Origin of the sequence: Novosphingobium sp. (assembly GCF_031424035.1) — a bacterium.
GTDB lineage: Bacteria > Pseudomonadota > Alphaproteobacteria > Sphingomonadales > Sphingomonadaceae > Novosphingobium.
Genome location: NZ_JANPGP010000033.1, coordinates 16,249 through 32,266, shown reverse-complemented (window position 1 = coordinate 32,266; position 16,018 = coordinate 16,249). Strand labels below are relative to the sequence as shown.

15 protein-coding genes and 1 pseudogene are annotated in these 16,018 nt (G+C 63.9%); 10 read left to right on the top strand and 6 right to left on the bottom strand.

Annotation, left to right across the window (positions count from 1 at the left end; all coding sequences use genetic code 11):
- Positions 1-374, top strand: a pseudogene (locus RMO89_RS04835) (transcription termination factor Rho); the annotation flags it as partial.
- Positions 375-384: 10 nt separating this feature from the next.
- Positions 385-1,518, top strand: coding sequence for an aspartyl/asparaginyl beta-hydroxylase domain-containing protein (locus tag RMO89_RS04830; RefSeq protein ID WP_310531560.1), 1,134 nt, complete (start codon positions 385-387; stop codon positions 1,516-1,518).
- 2 nt (positions 1,519-1,520) lie between these two features.
- Here the strand turns inward: RMO89_RS04830 and RMO89_RS04825 are convergent, their stop codons facing one another.
- Positions 1,521-1,988, bottom strand: a complete 468-nt coding sequence (locus tag RMO89_RS04825; protein WP_310531559.1) for a hypothetical protein — start codon at positions 1,986-1,988, stop codon at positions 1,521-1,523.
- A gap of 314 nt (positions 1,989-2,302) precedes the next feature.
- Positions 2,303-2,998, bottom strand: coding sequence for a dienelactone hydrolase family protein (locus RMO89_RS04820; protein ID WP_310531558.1), 696 nt, complete (start codon positions 2,996-2,998; stop codon positions 2,303-2,305).
- A gap of 144 nt (positions 2,999-3,142) precedes the next feature.
- On the opposite strand from RMO89_RS04820, the gene RMO89_RS04815 reads away from it, so the two are divergent.
- From RMO89_RS04815 to RMO89_RS04790, 6 genes are all read left to right on the top strand, one after another.
- Positions 3,143-3,397 (top strand): DUF6489 family protein, encoded by a 255-nt coding sequence (locus RMO89_RS04815; RefSeq protein ID WP_310531556.1) that lies wholly within the window; start codon positions 3,143-3,145, stop codon positions 3,395-3,397.
- A 13-nt stretch (positions 3,398-3,410) separates the two neighbouring features.
- On the top strand, positions 3,411-4,688 hold the full coding sequence (mnmE, locus tag RMO89_RS04810; protein ID WP_310531555.1) for a tRNA uridine-5-carboxymethylaminomethyl(34) synthesis GTPase MnmE: 1,278 nt from the start codon (positions 3,411-3,413) through the stop codon (positions 4,686-4,688).
- A gap of 64 nt (positions 4,689-4,752) precedes the next feature.
- Positions 4,753-6,618, top strand: coding sequence for a tRNA uridine-5-carboxymethylaminomethyl(34) synthesis enzyme MnmG (gene mnmG, locus RMO89_RS04805; protein WP_310531553.1), 1,866 nt, complete (start codon positions 4,753-4,755; stop codon positions 6,616-6,618).
- Entirely contained in the window at positions 6,615-7,268 is a 654-nt protein-coding gene (gene rsmG, locus RMO89_RS04800; RefSeq protein ID WP_310531552.1) for a 16S rRNA (guanine(527)-N(7))-methyltransferase RsmG, read from the top strand. The genes mnmG and rsmG overlap by 4 nt, the downstream gene beginning before the upstream one ends.
- Positions 7,265-8,041 carry an AAA family ATPase gene (locus tag RMO89_RS04795; protein ID WP_310531551.1) on the top strand — a complete coding sequence of 259 codons (777 nt, stop codon included), beginning with the start codon at positions 7,265-7,267 and terminating at the stop codon, positions 8,039-8,041. The genes rsmG and RMO89_RS04795 overlap by 4 nt, the downstream gene beginning before the upstream one ends.
- Positions 8,038-9,024: a ParB/RepB/Spo0J family partition protein gene (locus RMO89_RS04790; RefSeq protein WP_310531550.1), complete on the top strand. Its 987-nt coding sequence runs from the start codon at positions 8,038-8,040 to the stop codon at positions 9,022-9,024. Before RMO89_RS04795 ends, RMO89_RS04790 begins: the two co-directional genes overlap by 4 nt.
- 76 nt (positions 9,025-9,100) lie before the next feature.
- Here RMO89_RS04790 and RMO89_RS04785 read toward each other — a convergent pair whose 3' ends face one another.
- Complete coding sequence (locus RMO89_RS04785; protein ID WP_310531549.1) at positions 9,101-9,769, bottom strand: glycine zipper 2TM domain-containing protein; 669 nt, start codon at positions 9,767-9,769, stop codon at positions 9,101-9,103.
- A gap of 220 nt (positions 9,770-9,989) precedes the next feature.
- Between RMO89_RS04785 and RMO89_RS04780 the strand changes: the two genes are divergently transcribed.
- Entirely contained in the window at positions 9,990-11,450 is a 1,461-nt protein-coding gene (locus RMO89_RS04780; protein ID WP_310531548.1) for a sorbosone dehydrogenase family protein, read from the top strand.
- Positions 11,451-11,472: 22 nt separating this feature from the next.
- Here RMO89_RS04780 and RMO89_RS04775 read toward each other — a convergent pair whose 3' ends face one another.
- Together RMO89_RS04775 and RMO89_RS04770 are read right to left on the bottom strand one after the other, a co-directional pair.
- On the bottom strand, positions 11,473-12,300 hold the full coding sequence (locus RMO89_RS04775; RefSeq protein WP_310531546.1) for an ATP-binding protein: 828 nt from the start codon (positions 12,298-12,300) through the stop codon (positions 11,473-11,475).
- Positions 12,297-14,033 carry an acyl-CoA dehydrogenase gene (locus RMO89_RS04770; RefSeq protein WP_310531545.1) on the bottom strand — a complete coding sequence of 579 codons (1,737 nt, stop codon included), beginning with the start codon at positions 14,031-14,033 and terminating at the stop codon, positions 12,297-12,299. The genes RMO89_RS04775 and RMO89_RS04770 overlap by 4 nt, the downstream gene beginning before the upstream one ends.
- Before the next feature lie 58 nt (positions 14,034-14,091).
- Between RMO89_RS04770 and RMO89_RS04765 the strand changes: the two genes are divergently transcribed.
- Positions 14,092-15,039, top strand: coding sequence for an L-threonylcarbamoyladenylate synthase (locus RMO89_RS04765; protein WP_310531544.1), 948 nt, complete (start codon positions 14,092-14,094; stop codon positions 15,037-15,039).
- On the opposite strand, the gene RMO89_RS04760 is transcribed toward RMO89_RS04765, so the two are convergent.
- Entirely contained in the window at positions 15,040-15,831 is a 792-nt protein-coding gene (locus RMO89_RS04760) for a head GIN domain-containing protein (protein WP_310531543.1), read from the bottom strand.
- Between the last annotated feature and the right edge of the window lie 187 nt (positions 15,832-16,018).

Below are 16,018 nucleotides of genomic sequence, written 5' to 3'. Positions count from 1 at the left end.
AGCGCCCCAAGCGCTTCTTCGGCGCGGCGCGCAACATTGAGGAGGGCGGTTCACTCTCGATCATCGCCACGGCCCTGATCGATACCGGCAGCCGCATGGACGAGGTCATCTTCGAAGAATTCAAGGGCACCGGTAACTCGGAAATCGTCCTTGATCGCAAGGTTTCCGACAAGCGCATCTTCCCCGCGCTCGACGTCGGCAAGAGCGGCACCCGCAAGGAAGAGCTGCTGGTTCCCAAGGACCAGCTCTCGAAGATGTGGGTCCTGCGCCGTATCCTCATGCAGATGGGCACGGTCGACGCGATGGAGTTCCTGCTCGACAAGATGAAGGACTCCAAGTCCAACGAGGACTTCTTCGCCACGATGAACCAGTAAGGCTGGCAGGATGGCAGGCCCTTCGGATCCGCATCAAGCGATCGCCGAGGGCCTTGCCGCCCTGCAAGCGCGCGAGCCGCAGCGCGCGGCGCAGCTGCTGCGTTCTGCGAGCAGCGCGCTGCCAGAAATCGAATTCCCGTGGATGGCGCTCGGTAATGTCGAGCTGGCGCTGGGTAATCTTGATGCGGCAGAAGCGGCGGTTGACCGACAATTGAAGCTGGAAACCCGCGATGTCGGGGCGCTGCTGGTCAAAGGGCACTTGCGCGAACGGCTAGGCGATCCGCGCGGAGCATCCAGCTTCTATCAGGCTGCAGCGAACCAGGTGGCTACAGGGTCGCCGATCCCGCCGCCGCTCACCAGCCTGATGGCGCATGGCCGGCAATTCATCGAATCGTCCAAGGGCGATTACGGAGCGCACTTGCGCGAAGTCGTCGGCGATGGACTCAGCCCAACCATGCGCGAGGCGATTGACCTGCTGACGGGCCAGTCGCGGCTTTACCTGCAGGAACCTTCGGTTTTCTACTATCCGGGGCTGCCGCAGAAATGGTTCTACGATCCCGCCGACTTCGCTTGGCTCGAAACGATGCTGGAGCTGGCTCCGGCGATGCGCGAGGAGTTGGAGGCGCGAGAAGGGGCCGGATTCGAACCCTACGTAAAACAGCAGGCCAACCGCCCCGCGCCGAACAATCCGCTGCTTGGCCGCATGGACTGGAGCGCACACTACTTCTGGCAGGACGGATCGATGGTCGAGGGCCACGCCAGAGCCTGTCCGCGCACCATGGAGGCGCTTGGCCATGCCCCGCTGCCTCAGGTCCCCGGACGCGCGCCCAACGCGCTGTGGTCGCGTCTGCTGCCCGGTGCGCACATCGCTCCGCATCACGGGATGCTCAACACCCGGCTGATCTGCCATGTCCCGGTGCGCACGGCACCCGGCTGTTCGCTGCGGGTCGGCAATGAGCGGCGCGAATGGATCGACGGACAGGCCCTGGTGTTCGACGATTCCATCGAGCATGAAGCGATCAACGCCGGACCCGAAACCCGCGTCATCCTGCTGTTCGAGATCTGGCGCCCCGAAATCCCTGAAGAGGACCGTACGGCGATCGCCCGGATCTTCCAGGCGATCGACACGTTTGGGATCAACTGAAGTCAGGCCTGGACGATGAGTTCGAATTCTTGTTTTCCCGCGTTGAAATTGAACGCGTGGTTTTTCAGAACATCAAACCCCAAGATCATGTCAAAGTTCATGTTGTTGTCCATATCGACGACCTCAAATGGTTCTTCGATCGAATACAAAGTGAGCTCTGCATCTTCGTATTCCCGTGGGGAACGGTTCTTGTCCACACGCTTGGCCCAAAGGCCGATACCTGCCAGATAGCGGCTGTGCGTTCTTGGACCATGCAAACCGGCAAATTGCATGTGCCCCGTTCTCACCAGATTTAGGTCGGCGATGACTAATCGGGTTAGCACGCTGCGTTGAGCGCCGGTATCAATGAGCGCCCGAAATTGATTACCTGAAAAAACGCTTTGAAACGTGCTGTCGCAAACGGCCGGCTTCGTCAAACTAACGACGACAACCAACCGATGCTCCTCAAGCGTGCAGCGCTGAACTAACATGCGAATAAAAGCCCAGGTCTTCGACGGTATCATCAACGGGTTCGACCGAAAACCGACCCTCACCGAACCGATTCATCCCATCCAAGATTGCCTCAAGACTGGACTCATAAAATCCGATTACACCTCTATCGTGTAGAAGAGCATGTTTTCCCCGATGCACCGAGAGCAACTCCGGCAAGCGGCTCTTGAACCACTCCAAATTGGAAGTCGATTGGTCGTGCATGGTCGTCCTCTTCTGAAAGAATCTAACAGAATCAGGATTCTAGGTCACGAACATAATTTGCTTTGATTTGAGTCACTTGATTTGTGGTTCCTTATAAATTCGCCGCGAAGAACTTGTCCGTCCGCTGATCGGCGAGCTGCGCGGCCACATCCTGCCGCCGCACGCCGTGTTCGGCGGCGAATCCGTGGTCGAGCCCGGCGTAATCGTGGATCGTTACGTGGGCATTGTCATCCAGCCCGGCGTGCATTGCCGCTTGCGCTTCGGGCGGGACAAAACCGTCCGCCGTCGGCACGTGCAGCATCAGCGGCTTGGCGATGGCGTGGGCCTCATTCAGCATCTGGTCGATGCCCACGGCGTAGTAGCCAACCGAGGCGTCAATATCGGTGCGTGCAGCAGCTTGATAAGCCACCTTGCCGCCCATGCAGAAGCCGACGAGGCCGACTTTGGCGACGCCTTCCGTGCCGCGAATCCAGCGGATAGTCGCCTCGATATCGCGCACGCCGGCATCGAAATCATGTGCCAGCATGTGGCGGATCGCTTGCTGGAACTCCTCGGGGATGTCCGAATCGAGATCGATGCCCTCGGCCTGCCGCCAGAACACTTCGGGCGCGACGGCGAGGTAGCCCTTGGCCGCCCAGTCGTCAGCCTTCTTGCGGATGCCGGGGTTCACGCCGAACACTTCCTGCACGACGATGATCGCCGCCTTGGGTGTGCCTGCCGGGCGGGCGACATAGGCGGGGAAGCTCTTGTCGCCTTCGAACGTGGGGATGCGGACTTTTTCGCCCATCGAAACTCTCCTTGGGTTATGCGTGCGGTTGGCACTTGCCGTTCCTTTGGCCCAACCCCTCGGTGCTGCGCAAGACCATTGCCAAGTGCGCACGGGCTGCCCATCTAGTTCAGGTGCGCCAAGCTGGCGCGGGAGGTTTAGCCCATGAAGGTTCACGTCGAGGTTGATTGCTCGCCAGAGGAAGCGCGCCGCTTTCTCGGCCTGCCGGATGTTGCCAAGGCCAACGACGTTTATGTCGATGCCGTGGCCAAGGCGATGCAGGGCGTTGGTGATCTCGAAAAGCTGCAGACCATGGCCAAGCAGGTCGCGCCGATGGGTGAGATCGGGCTGAAGCTGTTCCAGCAGTTCATGGATGCCGGCACCGGCGGCGCGAAAAAGAAGAAGGACGGCGAAAGCTGATCGCCGCACCCGCATGACCGATACGATCTTTGCCTTGTCGAGCGGCTCTCCGCCTTCCGCAATCGCCATTGTCCGGGTGAGCGGACCGGGGGCGGGCAATGCCCTGCGCTCGCTGACCGGAACGATCCCCGAAGCGCGCCGTATGGGCGTGGCGCGGCTGATTGACGGTGAGGGCGAAGAGATTGACCGCGCGCTGGTCGCCTGGTTCCCGGGGCCCGGCACCGCAACGGGTGAGGACCTTGCCGAGTTTCACTTGCACGGCGGCCGCGCGGTTATCGCTGCACTGGAAAATGCGTTGAGCGAGCTGCCCGGCCTGCGTGAGGCCGAGGCGGGCGAGTTCACCCGCCGCGCTTTTGCCAATGGCCGGATCGATCTGGCCGAGGCTGAAGGGCTCGCGGACCTGCTCGCCGCAGAGACCGAACTTCAGCGCCGCAGCGCCATGGCCATGGCGGGCGGAACCTTCTCCCGTCTGGTCGAGGAGTGGCGCGAACGCCTGCTGATGGCATCGGCGAGTCTCGAAGCCGTGCTCGATTTCGCCGATGAGGACGATGTCGCGTTGCTGCCGCCCGAATTCCCGCAGGAAATCGAGGCCTTGCGCAGCGAGATTGGCGACTGGCTTGCCCGCCCGCGCGCCGAAGTTCTGCGCGAAGGCTTTCGCGTGGTTATCGCTGGACCGCCAAACCTTGGGAAAAGCACCCTTTTCAACGAGTTGGTTGAATCTGACGCCGCCATCACCACGCCAATTGCCGGCACCACACGCGACGTACTGACGCGCCCCGTCGCGATTGATGGGGTGCCTTTCCTGTTCGCCGATACCGCCGGTTTGCATGACGCCGTTGATGACGAAATAGAGGCCATCGGCATTGAACGGGCGATGGAAGCGCTCGACCGGGCTGACCTCGTGCTCTGGCTCGGTCCGGAAGGCATGGGGCCGCAAGGTGCCTGGGAAATTGCCTCGCAGATTGACCGCAATGATGCCTTACCCAAACGGGCCGCGCGCCATCGGATATCGGCGATGACCGGTGACGGGATGAACGACCTGCGGCAGGATCTGGTCGTCGCGGCGCGCAAGGCCATGCCCGCGCCCGGTGATGCAGCGCTGAATGAGCGGCAGCACCGCTTGCTCACCCGCGCTACACGGGCATTGGCGGACGCACGGCATGAGGCTGATCCCTTGCTGGCCGCGGAAGGCCTGCGGCAGGCGCGGCTTGCTTTCGATAGCTTGCTCGGCAGGACAACTACGGAGAATATGCTCGACACGCTCTTCAGCAGGTTCTGCATCGGCAAGTAGCATGTTCCACGTGAAACATGCCGGGTTTTGACCGGGCGGCATTGCGAGTCTAAACGCGGCCTTCATGAACCGGTTCGACATCATTGTTATTGGCGGAGGACACGCCGGGGTTGAGGCCGCCGCCGTCGCGGCCCGCATGGGTGCGCGCGTGGCGCTCGTGACTTTCGATACCGCTATGATCGGCGCGATGAGCTGCAACCCGGCGATCGGCGGGCTCGGCAAGGGACACCTTGTCCGCGAAGTCGATGCTTTCGACGGCATCATTGCCCGCGCCGCCGATGCCGGCGCAATCCATTACCGCATGCTCAACCGCTCAAAGGGCACAGCGGTACAGGGCCCGCGCGTGCAGGCTGACCGCAAGCGGTTCAAGGCGGCGGTGCAAACGCTGCTCGGTCAGCAGGGCGACTTGACGACAATTGCCGGAGAGGCGGCAGCGCTACGGATCGAAGGCGGACGAGTCTGCGGGATCGAACTGGCGGACGGAATGGCCCTAGAAGCCCAAGCCGTGGTGCTGTGTACGGGCACCTTCCTCGGCGGCACCCTGTTCAGGGGCGAGGAGCGGCTTGTCGGCGGGCGCATTGGTGAAGCCTCTGCGCAGGTCCTTGCGGCACAGCTTCGTGGGGCCGGATTGCCGATGGCGCGGCTGAAGACCGGCACACCACCCCGGCTCGATGGACGGACGATCAATTGGGCGACACTCGAAGAACAAGCCTCGGATGCCGAGCCGTGGACCATGTCGGCCTTGCCGAATTTCGGGCCCGACGTGCCGCGCAGGGCGCTGCCGCAGATCTTCTGCGCGATTACCCGCACCAATGCGCAGAGCCATGACATCATTCGCGCCAACCTGCACCGCTCCCCGCTGTTTACCGGTGCCATTGGAGCCTCGGGGCCGCGCTATTGTCCGTCGATTGAGGATAAGATCCACCGTTTTGCCGACCGAGACGGGCATCAGGTGTTCCTTGAGCCGGAAGGGCTCGACACCCATCTGGTCTATCCGAACGGGATCAGCACGTCGCTCCCGGCCGATGTCCAGCTCGCCATGTTGCAGACCATGGCGGGGCTGGAGCGTGTCGAAATGGCAGTGCCGGGCTATGCGGTTGAATACGATCACATCGATCCCCGCGCGCTGCGGCCAAGCCTTGAGCTGAGGGACATACCGGGGCTCTATTGCGCCGGGCAGATCAATGGCACCACCGGCTATGAGGAGGCGGCAGCGCAGGGGCTGGTCGCCGGTATGCATGCCGCCGCGCAGGCCTTGGGGCGTGAGGCGGCGCCGCTTGACCGGGCAAACAGCTATATGGCGGTGATGGTTGATGACCTGACATTGCATGGCGTCACCGAGCCCTATCGCATGCTGACCGCCCGCGCCGAGTACCGCCTACGGCTGCGCGCCAACAACGCGTCCACCCGGCTCACGCCATTGGCGATGGCGGTTGGGGCGGTGGGCGAGGAGCGGGCTGCCTGGTTCAAACGCCGCGTGGCGGATCGCGCGACGATCGAAGCCGCGCTTGATCGGCAGGCGACCGGGACAGAACTTGCACAGGGAGGCTTGCCGGTGCGGGCGGATACCGGCCGTTTGTCGCTGCGGGATTGGCTGCGCTTCGGCGGTGTCGATCTCGATGGACTGGCACCATGGCTTGGCGAAGCGCTTCCGGATGACCCGGAGCTGGCAAGCGAGGTGGCCGAAGACGCGGCCTATGCGCCTTATCTGGCCCGGCAGGACGGCGAGCTGCGTGACTTGCGTGCCAGTGAGGCACTGCTGCTTGGCGATGCCTTCGCATATGACCGCATCCCGGGCTTGTCGAACGAGATGGTCGAGCGACTCACCCGCGCGCGCCCTGCGAACCTGGCGGCAGCCGGGCGAGTGCCGGGTATCACGCCGGCAGCCCTCGCGGCGCTGCTGGTCCATGCACGAAGGAATGCGGCGTGATCACCAATGAAGACCAGGCGAGGGAATTTGTCAGCCAGATCCCCGAAGTGGACGCCGTAGCCATCGACCGGCTTGAGCGGCTCGCCGCCATGTTGGCCGATGAGAACAGCGTCCAGAACCTGGTTGCCGCCGCCAGCCTCGACCATGTCTGGCAGAGGCATATCGCCGATTCGCTACAGCTTCTATGCCATGTTCCACGTGAAACATCGCGGCCATGGCTCGATCTTGGCACCGGGGCGGGCTTCCCCGGTCTGGCGATAGCCTGCGTCTTGCCGGAAACCTGCGTGCTGATGGTCGAATCGCGCGCGCGGCGAATCGATTGGTTGGTAAGGGTTTGCGAATCGCTCGGCCTCAAGCGGGCGGAAGTCATCGGATCGCGACTGGAGCTGATCGAATCGCGTAAGTGCAGCGTCATTTCGGCACGCGCATTTGCACCATTGCCGCGTTTGCTCGATCTATCCGCACGTTTTTCCACACCCGACACGATTTGGTTGTTGCCCAAAGGGCGTTCGGCACGGCAGGAATTGCAGGAGCTCTCCGGCTGGCAGCATAGGTTCCACGTGGAACAATCGCAAACCGACCCCGATGCCGGGATTATCGTCGGCCAAGTCAGTGGTGAAACAGCGAAATCGAAGGGGAACCGCGCGTGATCACCATCGCAGTAGCCAACCAGAAGGGCGGGGTGGGCAAGACCACGACTGCGATCAACATTGCCACCGCGCTGGCGGCAATCGGTTGGAAGGTGCTGCTGGTCGACCTTGACCCGCAAGGCAACGCCTCGACCGGCATCGGCATTTCAGCCCCGGACCGCACGGCGTCGTCCTATGACGTGCTGCTCGATCAGGTGCCGATTGCCGACTGTGTCCACGCGACCAAAATTCCTGGCCTCGACCTGATTCCCGCCACCGTCGACTTGTCGGGCGCCGAGGTTGAGCTGGTCGGTGAGGAAGATCGTGCCCACCGCCTGCGCAACGCGCTTGCCGCACACAAGGGCCACGACATCGTCATGATCGATTGCCCGCCGTCGCTCGGGCTGCTCACGCTCAACGCGCTGGGTGCGGCGAATACCCTGCTGGTGCCGCTGCAGTGCGAATTCTTTGCACTCGAAGGTTTGAGCCAGCTGCTCCAGACGGTCGAGCGGGTGCAGCAGCGGTTCAATCCTGACTTGTCGATCCTCGGCGTGGCGCTGACGATGTTTGATCGGCGCAACCGCCTCACCGATCTGGTCAGTGATGACGTACGGTCCTGCCTTGGCAACCTGGTGTTCGAAACGGTGATCCCGCGCAACGTCCGCTTGTCCGAAGCGCCCAGCCACGGACTGCCGGCGCTGGTCTACGATCACAATTGCCCGGGCAGCCGGGCCTATATGGCCCTGGCGCGCGAACTGATCACGCGGCTGCCGGCGATGAGGAAAGCGGCATGAACGACGATCCGGTAATCCGCATTTCGGTTCCCCAGACGGAACCTGCTGCAACAGCCGCGCCGGCGAAGCGCAAGATGTCGGGCCTCGGGCGCGGCCTAGGCGCACTGCTCGGTGAATCGCGGCGTGAGGAGCCGCTGGTGGGAGGCGTTCCTGCGCAGACCGCAGGAACCGTTTCGGCGACGACTGGGCTTGCCCAGTTGCCGATTTCGCTGATCGATCCTGATCCCAACCAGCCCCGCCGCCATTTTGACGAGGCGGCGCTGGCCGAACTGGCTGAATCGATCGCCGCGCGCGGTGTTATCCAGCCGGTGATCGTCCGTCCGGTTGGGCAGGGGCGTTTCCAGCTGGTCGCTGGCGAGCGCCGCTGGCGTGCCGCCCAGCGGGCACAACTCCATGAAATTCCAGCCCTTGTTCGCGAATTGTCCGACCGCGATGTCATGGCGCTCGCACTTATCGAGAACTTGCAGCGCGAGGATCTCAATCCGGTGGAAGAGGCGAGGGCCTATCACCGGCTCAGCGAGGAAGAGGGCCTGACTCAGGCCGAAATCGCCCGGTTTGTCGACAAGTCACGCAGTCACGTGGCGAACTTCCAGCGCCTGCTGCAATTGCCCGACGTGGTGCTTGACCATGTCCAGGAAGGCCGGCTGTCGATGGGCCACGCTCGCGCGCTGATCGGTGTTGGCAATGCCGAGGAGTTGGCTGCGAGCGTCGTCGCCAAGCAGATGTCGGTTCGCGAAGTCGAGAAGTTGGTGCGCAAACAGATCCGGGGCGCTTCGGCGGCTCCTCGCCGGGCACGCAGCAGCGGCGGCGCGGCAGACGATGCCGATATTGCCGCAGTGCAGGCGCACCTCGAGGAATTTCTCGGCCTACCGGTGCGCATCCAGGCCGATGCGGATCCCCGCAGTGGCGCAGTGACAATCCGCTATCGCACGCTCGACCAGCTTGATCTGATCTGCCAGCGGCTGACCGGCGGCGGCATCTGAATGTGCCGCCATGTGAAAAGGCCGGAGACTGCTTGCGCCGCTCCGGCCTATCGATCAATCTATTAAATTCAGAAGCTTAGTCGGCCATAACCCGCTTGTCCGGCACCATCCGCACGCGCTTGTCGGGAACAACCTTCACGCGCTTGTACGTCGGCACCGAACGGTAACGGACTTCGCGGACCTTGCGGTAAACCGTGTCATAGGTCGTGACATATTCGGTCGTCACGTGTTCATGGCAATCCTGCTTCGGCTGCATCGGCACGGATACCATGGTAACCGGCACCATCATCATCGGCACGGCATAGCCATAGGCCTGCTGCGGATAGCCCGGGCCGTAGCCGCCCTGGGAATTGTCGAGCATCGCTTCGCATTCGTCGCGGTACCGGCGGCCTTCGCTGCCGCGTTCGATGGCGGCGCCGGCAACGGCGCCAATCGCTGCGCCAGCGATCGTACCGACTGCGCGATTGCCGCGGCCGGCAACCTCATGGCCCAGCACACCGCCCACGACTCCGCCAAGGACAGCGCCGGTTGCGCCGTTGCGATTTCCGCCAATGCGGCGGCGGCATTCGACCAGCCAGCCTTCGCGCTGACGTTCCCAGGCACCATCACCTGATCCCTGCTGCTGCCAACCCGGCCGCATGCCGCCCTGCTGGTGGTGCATCGAATGCGGGCCGCGCATCGCTTCGCCGCCATCTTCGTGAGCGAAGGCGGGAGCGGCGAACAAGGCAGTGGACGCGGCGATCATGGCAGTTGCGCAAAGGCGCATGGGCAATTCCCCTCTGTTCCGTAAGGCTGGGCGGACGAGTCCCGCCTGTTAACCTGGAACTTACCATCGTCACCGGCAGAAAACCAAGCCATCGGCCCGGTGACTTGGGGCGTTGTCCCGAAACGGTGCAGTCCGCAGAAGGACACTTAGCGCAAAAGCAGCGGTTGCGAGGTGCCGGGAGCAAGCCTATCTCTTGCCGATGAGCTCCTTCAAAAAACCTCTCATTGTCCTTGTCGTCCTCGCCATCCTGCTGGGCGGCGTCTGGGTCTGGTTCTCGCACGGCAACCCCTCGAACCTGCCTCTTGGTGCGACCGAGGGCACGCAGGTGGAGCTTCGCGCCCCCGAAGCCGAAACGATTCCCCGCATGGGTATTGCCGATCCGGTGGGCTGGGCGGCGAACGAAGCCCCCGCCGCGGCTTCTGGCCTTGCGGTCAACCGCTTTGCTGCCGGACTGAATCATCCGCGCACTATGCTGGTCCTGCCCAATGGCGATGTTCTGGTGGCTGAGAGCGACCATCCTGCATCGAAGGATGAAGGCGGCGGCATTACCGGGATAATCGAGCGCTATTTCTGGAAAAAGGCTGGGGCGGGCGAGCCTTCACCGAACAAAATCGTTCTGCTGCGCGATGCCGATGGTGACGGTGTGGCGGAAACTCGCTCAGTCCTGCGCGAAAAGGACATGGATTCGCCCTCGGGCATGGCCTGGATCGGCGGCAAACTCTACATTGCGAACCACAACGCGGTGCTGGCCTTTGACTATACGCCCGGCGCCAATACGCTGGAAGGCGCCCCGCGCAAGCTGGTCAATCTGCCCGCTGGCGGCAACCACTGGATGCGCAACCTGCTCGCCAGTCAGGACGGAACGAAGCTTTACGTCGCAGTCGGGTCCTCTTCGAACATCGCGGAAAAGGGCATGGAAGCCGAAAAAGGCCGCGCGGCGATCTATGAGCTGGACGTCGCCACGGGGCGTATGCGCCAGTACGGCGGCGGCCTGCGCAATCCCAATGGGCTTGACTGGAACCCGGTGACCGGCGAACTTTGGACCGTGGTCAACGAGCGCGACATGCTCGGCCCTGATCTGGTTCCCGATTACATGACCAACGTACCGGTGGGCACGCAGTATGGCTGGCCGTGGTATTACTGGAAGGATCGGCTTGATGACCGGGTCGAGCATCCGATGCCCGACTTCCTCGGCGAATATGTCCGCAAGCCTGAATTCGCGCTGGGCGCGCATACGGCTCCTCTGGGCATGCGCTTCGTGGCTGAGGGAAACCGGCTGGGCACCCAGTTCAACTCGGGCGCTTTCGTGGCGCGGCACGGTTCGTGGAACCGCAAGCCGCTCTCTGGTTATGACGTGGTCTTCGTCACCTTCGACGAGTGGGGCAACCCGAAGGGCAAGCCGGTTCCTGTGCTGACCGGCTTCCTCGCCGATGGCAAAAAGGCGCGAGGGCGGCCGGTGTGGCTGGGCTTTGACAAGACAGGGGCGCTGCTGGTGACCGACGATGTTGGCGGTGTGGTCTGGCGGGTAATCGCGCCTAACGCGCAGCCGCTGGCCAAGCCGAAGATAATCTCCAGCACGCGCATGCCGCCCTCGCGCGCGATCGATTCGGCAGCGGAAGCGCAGATCCGCCGTCAGATCGAGGAAGCGCTCAGCAAGTAGCGCCCGTTGTAGTGAGCGGTGTCTAAAGGGGACGCTGCGCACGCCCCGCCAGTTCGGTGACATAGTGCCAGGCGACCCGGCCTGACCGGGCGCCTCGGCGCTTTGACCATTCCAGCGCGTCGCTTTCGTCGAAGGGCAGGCTCAGGCTTTCCGCATAGCCCCGGATGATGTCGAGGTAATCGTCCTGGCTGCAATTGTGGAAACCGATCGACAGGCCAAAACGGTCAGCCAGGGCCAGTCTGTCATCCACGGCATCGCGCGGATTGATCGGATCGTCCTGCTCGCTCATGTGCCGCGATACGATGGCGCGTCGATTGGCGGTGACGGCGATGCGGACATTGTCAGGCCGGGCCTCGACCCCGCCTTCAAGCCATGAGCGCAGCTGGCGCGGGCCGGTGCTGTCGCCATCCTCGAAGCCGAGATCGTCGATATAGACGATGAAACGCCGCTGCACCTTGCCGAGTTCGCCAAACAGCGCCGACAGGCCCGACAAGGCATCGGGCGCGACCTGAACCAGCGCGATGGCGGCGGCGTCCTTTGCCTGGGCATCGCAAACCGCCGAGCGGATCAGCGCCGACTTGCCCATGCCGCGCGATCCCCAGAGCAGCATGTCATGCGCGGCGTGTCCGGCAGCGTGGCGCGAGACATTGCCGACGACGGCGTCCTTCTGCTGATCGACCCCGCGCAACAGGGATAGTGCGGGGGCTTCGAGGCGGTCGACGGCGCGGGCCGAGGCTCCATCCCAGACATAGGCGGGGGCGGCCAGCCAGTCCGCGACCGCTGGCGGTGCCGGCGCAAGCTGTTCAAGCGCAAGGGCGATCCGTTCGAGCAGCGGACCGTCTGACGTCATGACGCCAGGCTTTCGCTGTCAAGTGCGTAGAGCAGCGCGGCACCGGCAATTGCCGACGCCTTGAGCCCGGCGGCTTCGGTCACGAGGTGGTCAAGGAACCAGCGGGCAACGACTGGCTTGGTCCGGGCGAGGTTACCTCCGGCAGCTGCCGCTGCGCGCGACTGGCGCAGCAGTTGCCAGCCCGCGACCGCGACCGCACACATCGTCTGGAAGGGCACCGAACCGGCCAGCTTGTCATCAAGGCTGGCCGCATCGCGCATCCATTCGCCCACCGCCGCGCAGTCACCCGCCAGTGCCGCAAGGCCGCGCTCATCACCGGCATCGCGGGCGATCTCGGCCATGAGCGCCGCCAGCACGCCGCCGTTTTCCATGCCGAGCTTGCGAGTGACGAGGTCAGCGGCCTGAATGCCGTTGGTGCCTTCATAGATCGGGGTGATCCTGGCATCGCGGTAATGCTGGGCGGCGCCGGTCTCCTCGATGAAGCCCATGCCGCCGTGGATCTGCACGCCAAGGCTGGCGACTTCGCAGCCCGCATCGGTGCCCCAGGCCTTGATCAGCGGCACCAGCAGGTCGGCGCGCGATCTGGCGGGTTCATCGCCGAGCGCGGCGCGATCGACCTGTCCGCAGGTGTAGTAGAGCAGTGCGCGCGCGCCTTCGGTCAGCGCGCGCATCCGCAGCACCATGCGGCGCACGTCGGGATGCTCGATGATGGCCACCGGGGTCTTGTCGGGCGAGCCGGCGCGGGCGGATTGAACGCGGCCCTGCGCATAGGCCACCGCGTGCTGCAAGGCGGCCTCGGCAACCATCACGCCCTGCGCGCCAACGTTGATCCGCGCCGAGTTCATCATCGTGAACATGCATTTCAGGCCTTCGTTCTCGGCTCCGATCAGTTCGCCGACGCACTGGTCGTGGTCGCCATAGGACATCACGCAGGTGGGTGAGGCGTGAATGCCGAGCTTGTGCTCAAGGCTCACGGCCATCACGTCATTGGCTGCGCCAGGGCTGCCATCGGCGCTTACGTGGAAGCGTGGCACAATGAACAGGCTGATCCCGCGCGATCCCGCAGGCGCTCCGGGTGTGCGGGCAAGGACGAGGTGGACGATGTTGTCCGCCAGTTCGTGCTCGCCCCAGGTGATGAAGATCTTGGTGCCCTTGATCAGGTACTTGCCGGAATGTTCGCCTGCCAAAATCGGCGTCGCGGTGGTGCGCAGCGCGCCGACATCGGACCCGGCTTGCGGCTCGGTCAGGTTCATCGTGCCCGGCCATTCGCCGCTGACCAGCTTGGCGAGGTACATCGCGCGCTGTTCGTCCGAGCCATGCTTCTCGATCGCCTCGATAGCGCCGACGGTGAGCATCGGCAGCAGCGAGAAGGCCATGTTCGCCGTGCCGAGGCTTTCCAGCACACAGGCGGCCAGGCTGAAGGGCAGGCCCTGTCCACCGAAGTGTTCCGGACCCGATACGGCGTTCCAGCCCTGCTCGACATAGGCGCGGTAAGCCTCGGCATATCCGGCGGGCAGAGTGACGACACCGTCGATCATCCGCGCGCCCTGCGTGTCGCCTACCCGGCGGAGCGGGGCGAATTCACCGGCGGCAAATTGTCCGATGCCCTCGACAATGGCCTCGACCATGTCGGCGCTGGCGGCGGCGAAGCGCTCGCTGGCGGCAAGTTCCTCGATGCCGGCACTGATCTTGAGGGCAAAGGCCTGTTCGGCGCTGGGCGGTGCATAGGTCATGGCGGTTCCCCGGGGCTTTCGCTTGGAATGTTCGCTGGCTTGCCTATAGCGCAGCAGGATGAGCGGCAAGAGCGGCCCTGATGTACGATTGGTTGACGCTACGGCACTGGCCGCAGCGGCAGACTGTTTGCGTGGCGGAGGTCTGGTCGCGGTGCCGACCGAGACGGTTTACGGCCTCGCCGCGCGGGCGGACAGCGAATCGGCGGTGGCGGCGATCTACCGCGCCAAGGGCCGGCCGGACTTCAATCCGCTGATCATCCATCTGTCATCACTTGATGCGGCCGAGGTCATCGCGGTGTTTGATGAGCGTGCGCGCAGGCTGGCGGCGGCGTTCTGGCCGGGACCGTTGACGCTGGTTCTGCCCTTGCGCGATGGCACTGGGATTACGCCCGCCGTTACCGCTGGCTTGCCGACCATTGCCTTGCGCGTTCCGGCCCATCCGGCGATGCGCGCGCTGCTGGAAACCAGCGGCCTGCCGCTCGCCGCGCCATCTGCCAACCGCAGCGGCGGGGTCAGCCCGACGACGGCTGGGCACGTAGCGTCGAGCCTTGGCAGCCGCGTCGACATGGTGCTTGATGGCGGTGCCTGCGAGGCGGGGATTGAATCGACAATAGTTGCGCCGCGCGACTCCGGCTGGTCGATCCTGCGGCCTGGTCCGATCACGGAAGCGCAGATTTCTGCCACTATCGGCCCGGCCGGTGACGGCATGACGTCAACCGGCAAGATCGAGGCACCCGGGCAGCTGGCCAGCCATTATGCTCCCGGAAAGCCGGTGCGGCTGGGCGCTGTGGAAGCGCGGGACGATGAATTCCTGATTGGATTCGGAGCTGTTGACGGCCATACCAACCTGTCTGAAACTGGCGACCTCGCCGAGGCCGCCGCCCGCCTTTACGCCTGCCTGCATCTCGCCGCCGCCGATGCGCGGCCGCGTGTGGCGATTGCTCCAGTGCCGGACGACGGCATCGGCGCGGCGATCAACGACCGCCTGCGCCGCGCCGCTGCCTGATCAGCCAGCCGAAGCTTCTGCGCTCGGTTCGTCTTTTGCTTCGGTCTTGGTCGCCGGGCCGCTTTCGCAGACGAGCGAGCCAGACCCCATCGACTTGACGGTGCAGGTCGCGCGGCCCTTCACCGTGACCGTGCCAGAGCCCATGATCTTGGCCTTGACCTGACCATCGGAAGCGAAGGAGGCGCTGCCCGAGCCAAGAATGTCGACATCGGCATTGTCCGCCTTGACCGCGGAAAGATCGGCACTGCCCGAACCCATGACCTTGAGGTCGAGCTGCTTGACTGTGCCGGCGCCGTGCATTGTGCCCGAACCCATGACTGCGAGTGACAGCTTGTCACCGGCGAGAGCAGTAGCGTTGACATCGCCCGAACCCATCAGGTTAACCTTGGCATCCTTGTCGAGCGCGCCGGCCTCGATCTTGCCCGAACCCATCTGCGCGATTTCGCGCGGGGCCGGCATGGTCACGTTGACCGTGATCGAAGGACCTTCCCTCCAGTCCTTGGCGCGCAGGATCGCGAGCGTACCGTTCTTGAGCGAGAAGCGCAGCTTGTCTGCCGATGCGGCATCGCCGTCGATGGTGATGGCCAGCTTGTCGCCCTGGGTGACCTTGACATTGTCCGGTCCGAACAGCGCCAGCTTGTGCGGTGCCTCGCCGCCAAGGTCGAGTTCAGACAGCTTTTTGCCGTCTTCACCGTTGATAGTGATGTTGCCGTCGCAGGCGGAAACCGAAAGGCCCATGGCGACGACTGCCGCCAGCGGCGCGATGGTGCGGATGAACTTGGCGAATTGCATCTGGGCATCTCCCTTTGATCTGTGTTGCTGATGTAATACAGCAGAACCCGAGATTCAAGGGCGCTTTTTTCTGCCTCGCGGCAGAAGCGGCACCAGCCCTCTCCCCCGCCCGGCCACCCATCGACAGGATATTCTGGATTGGGTGGCCGGGCGGGGGAGTGGGCCGGTGCCGCAAGCCCATCACGCA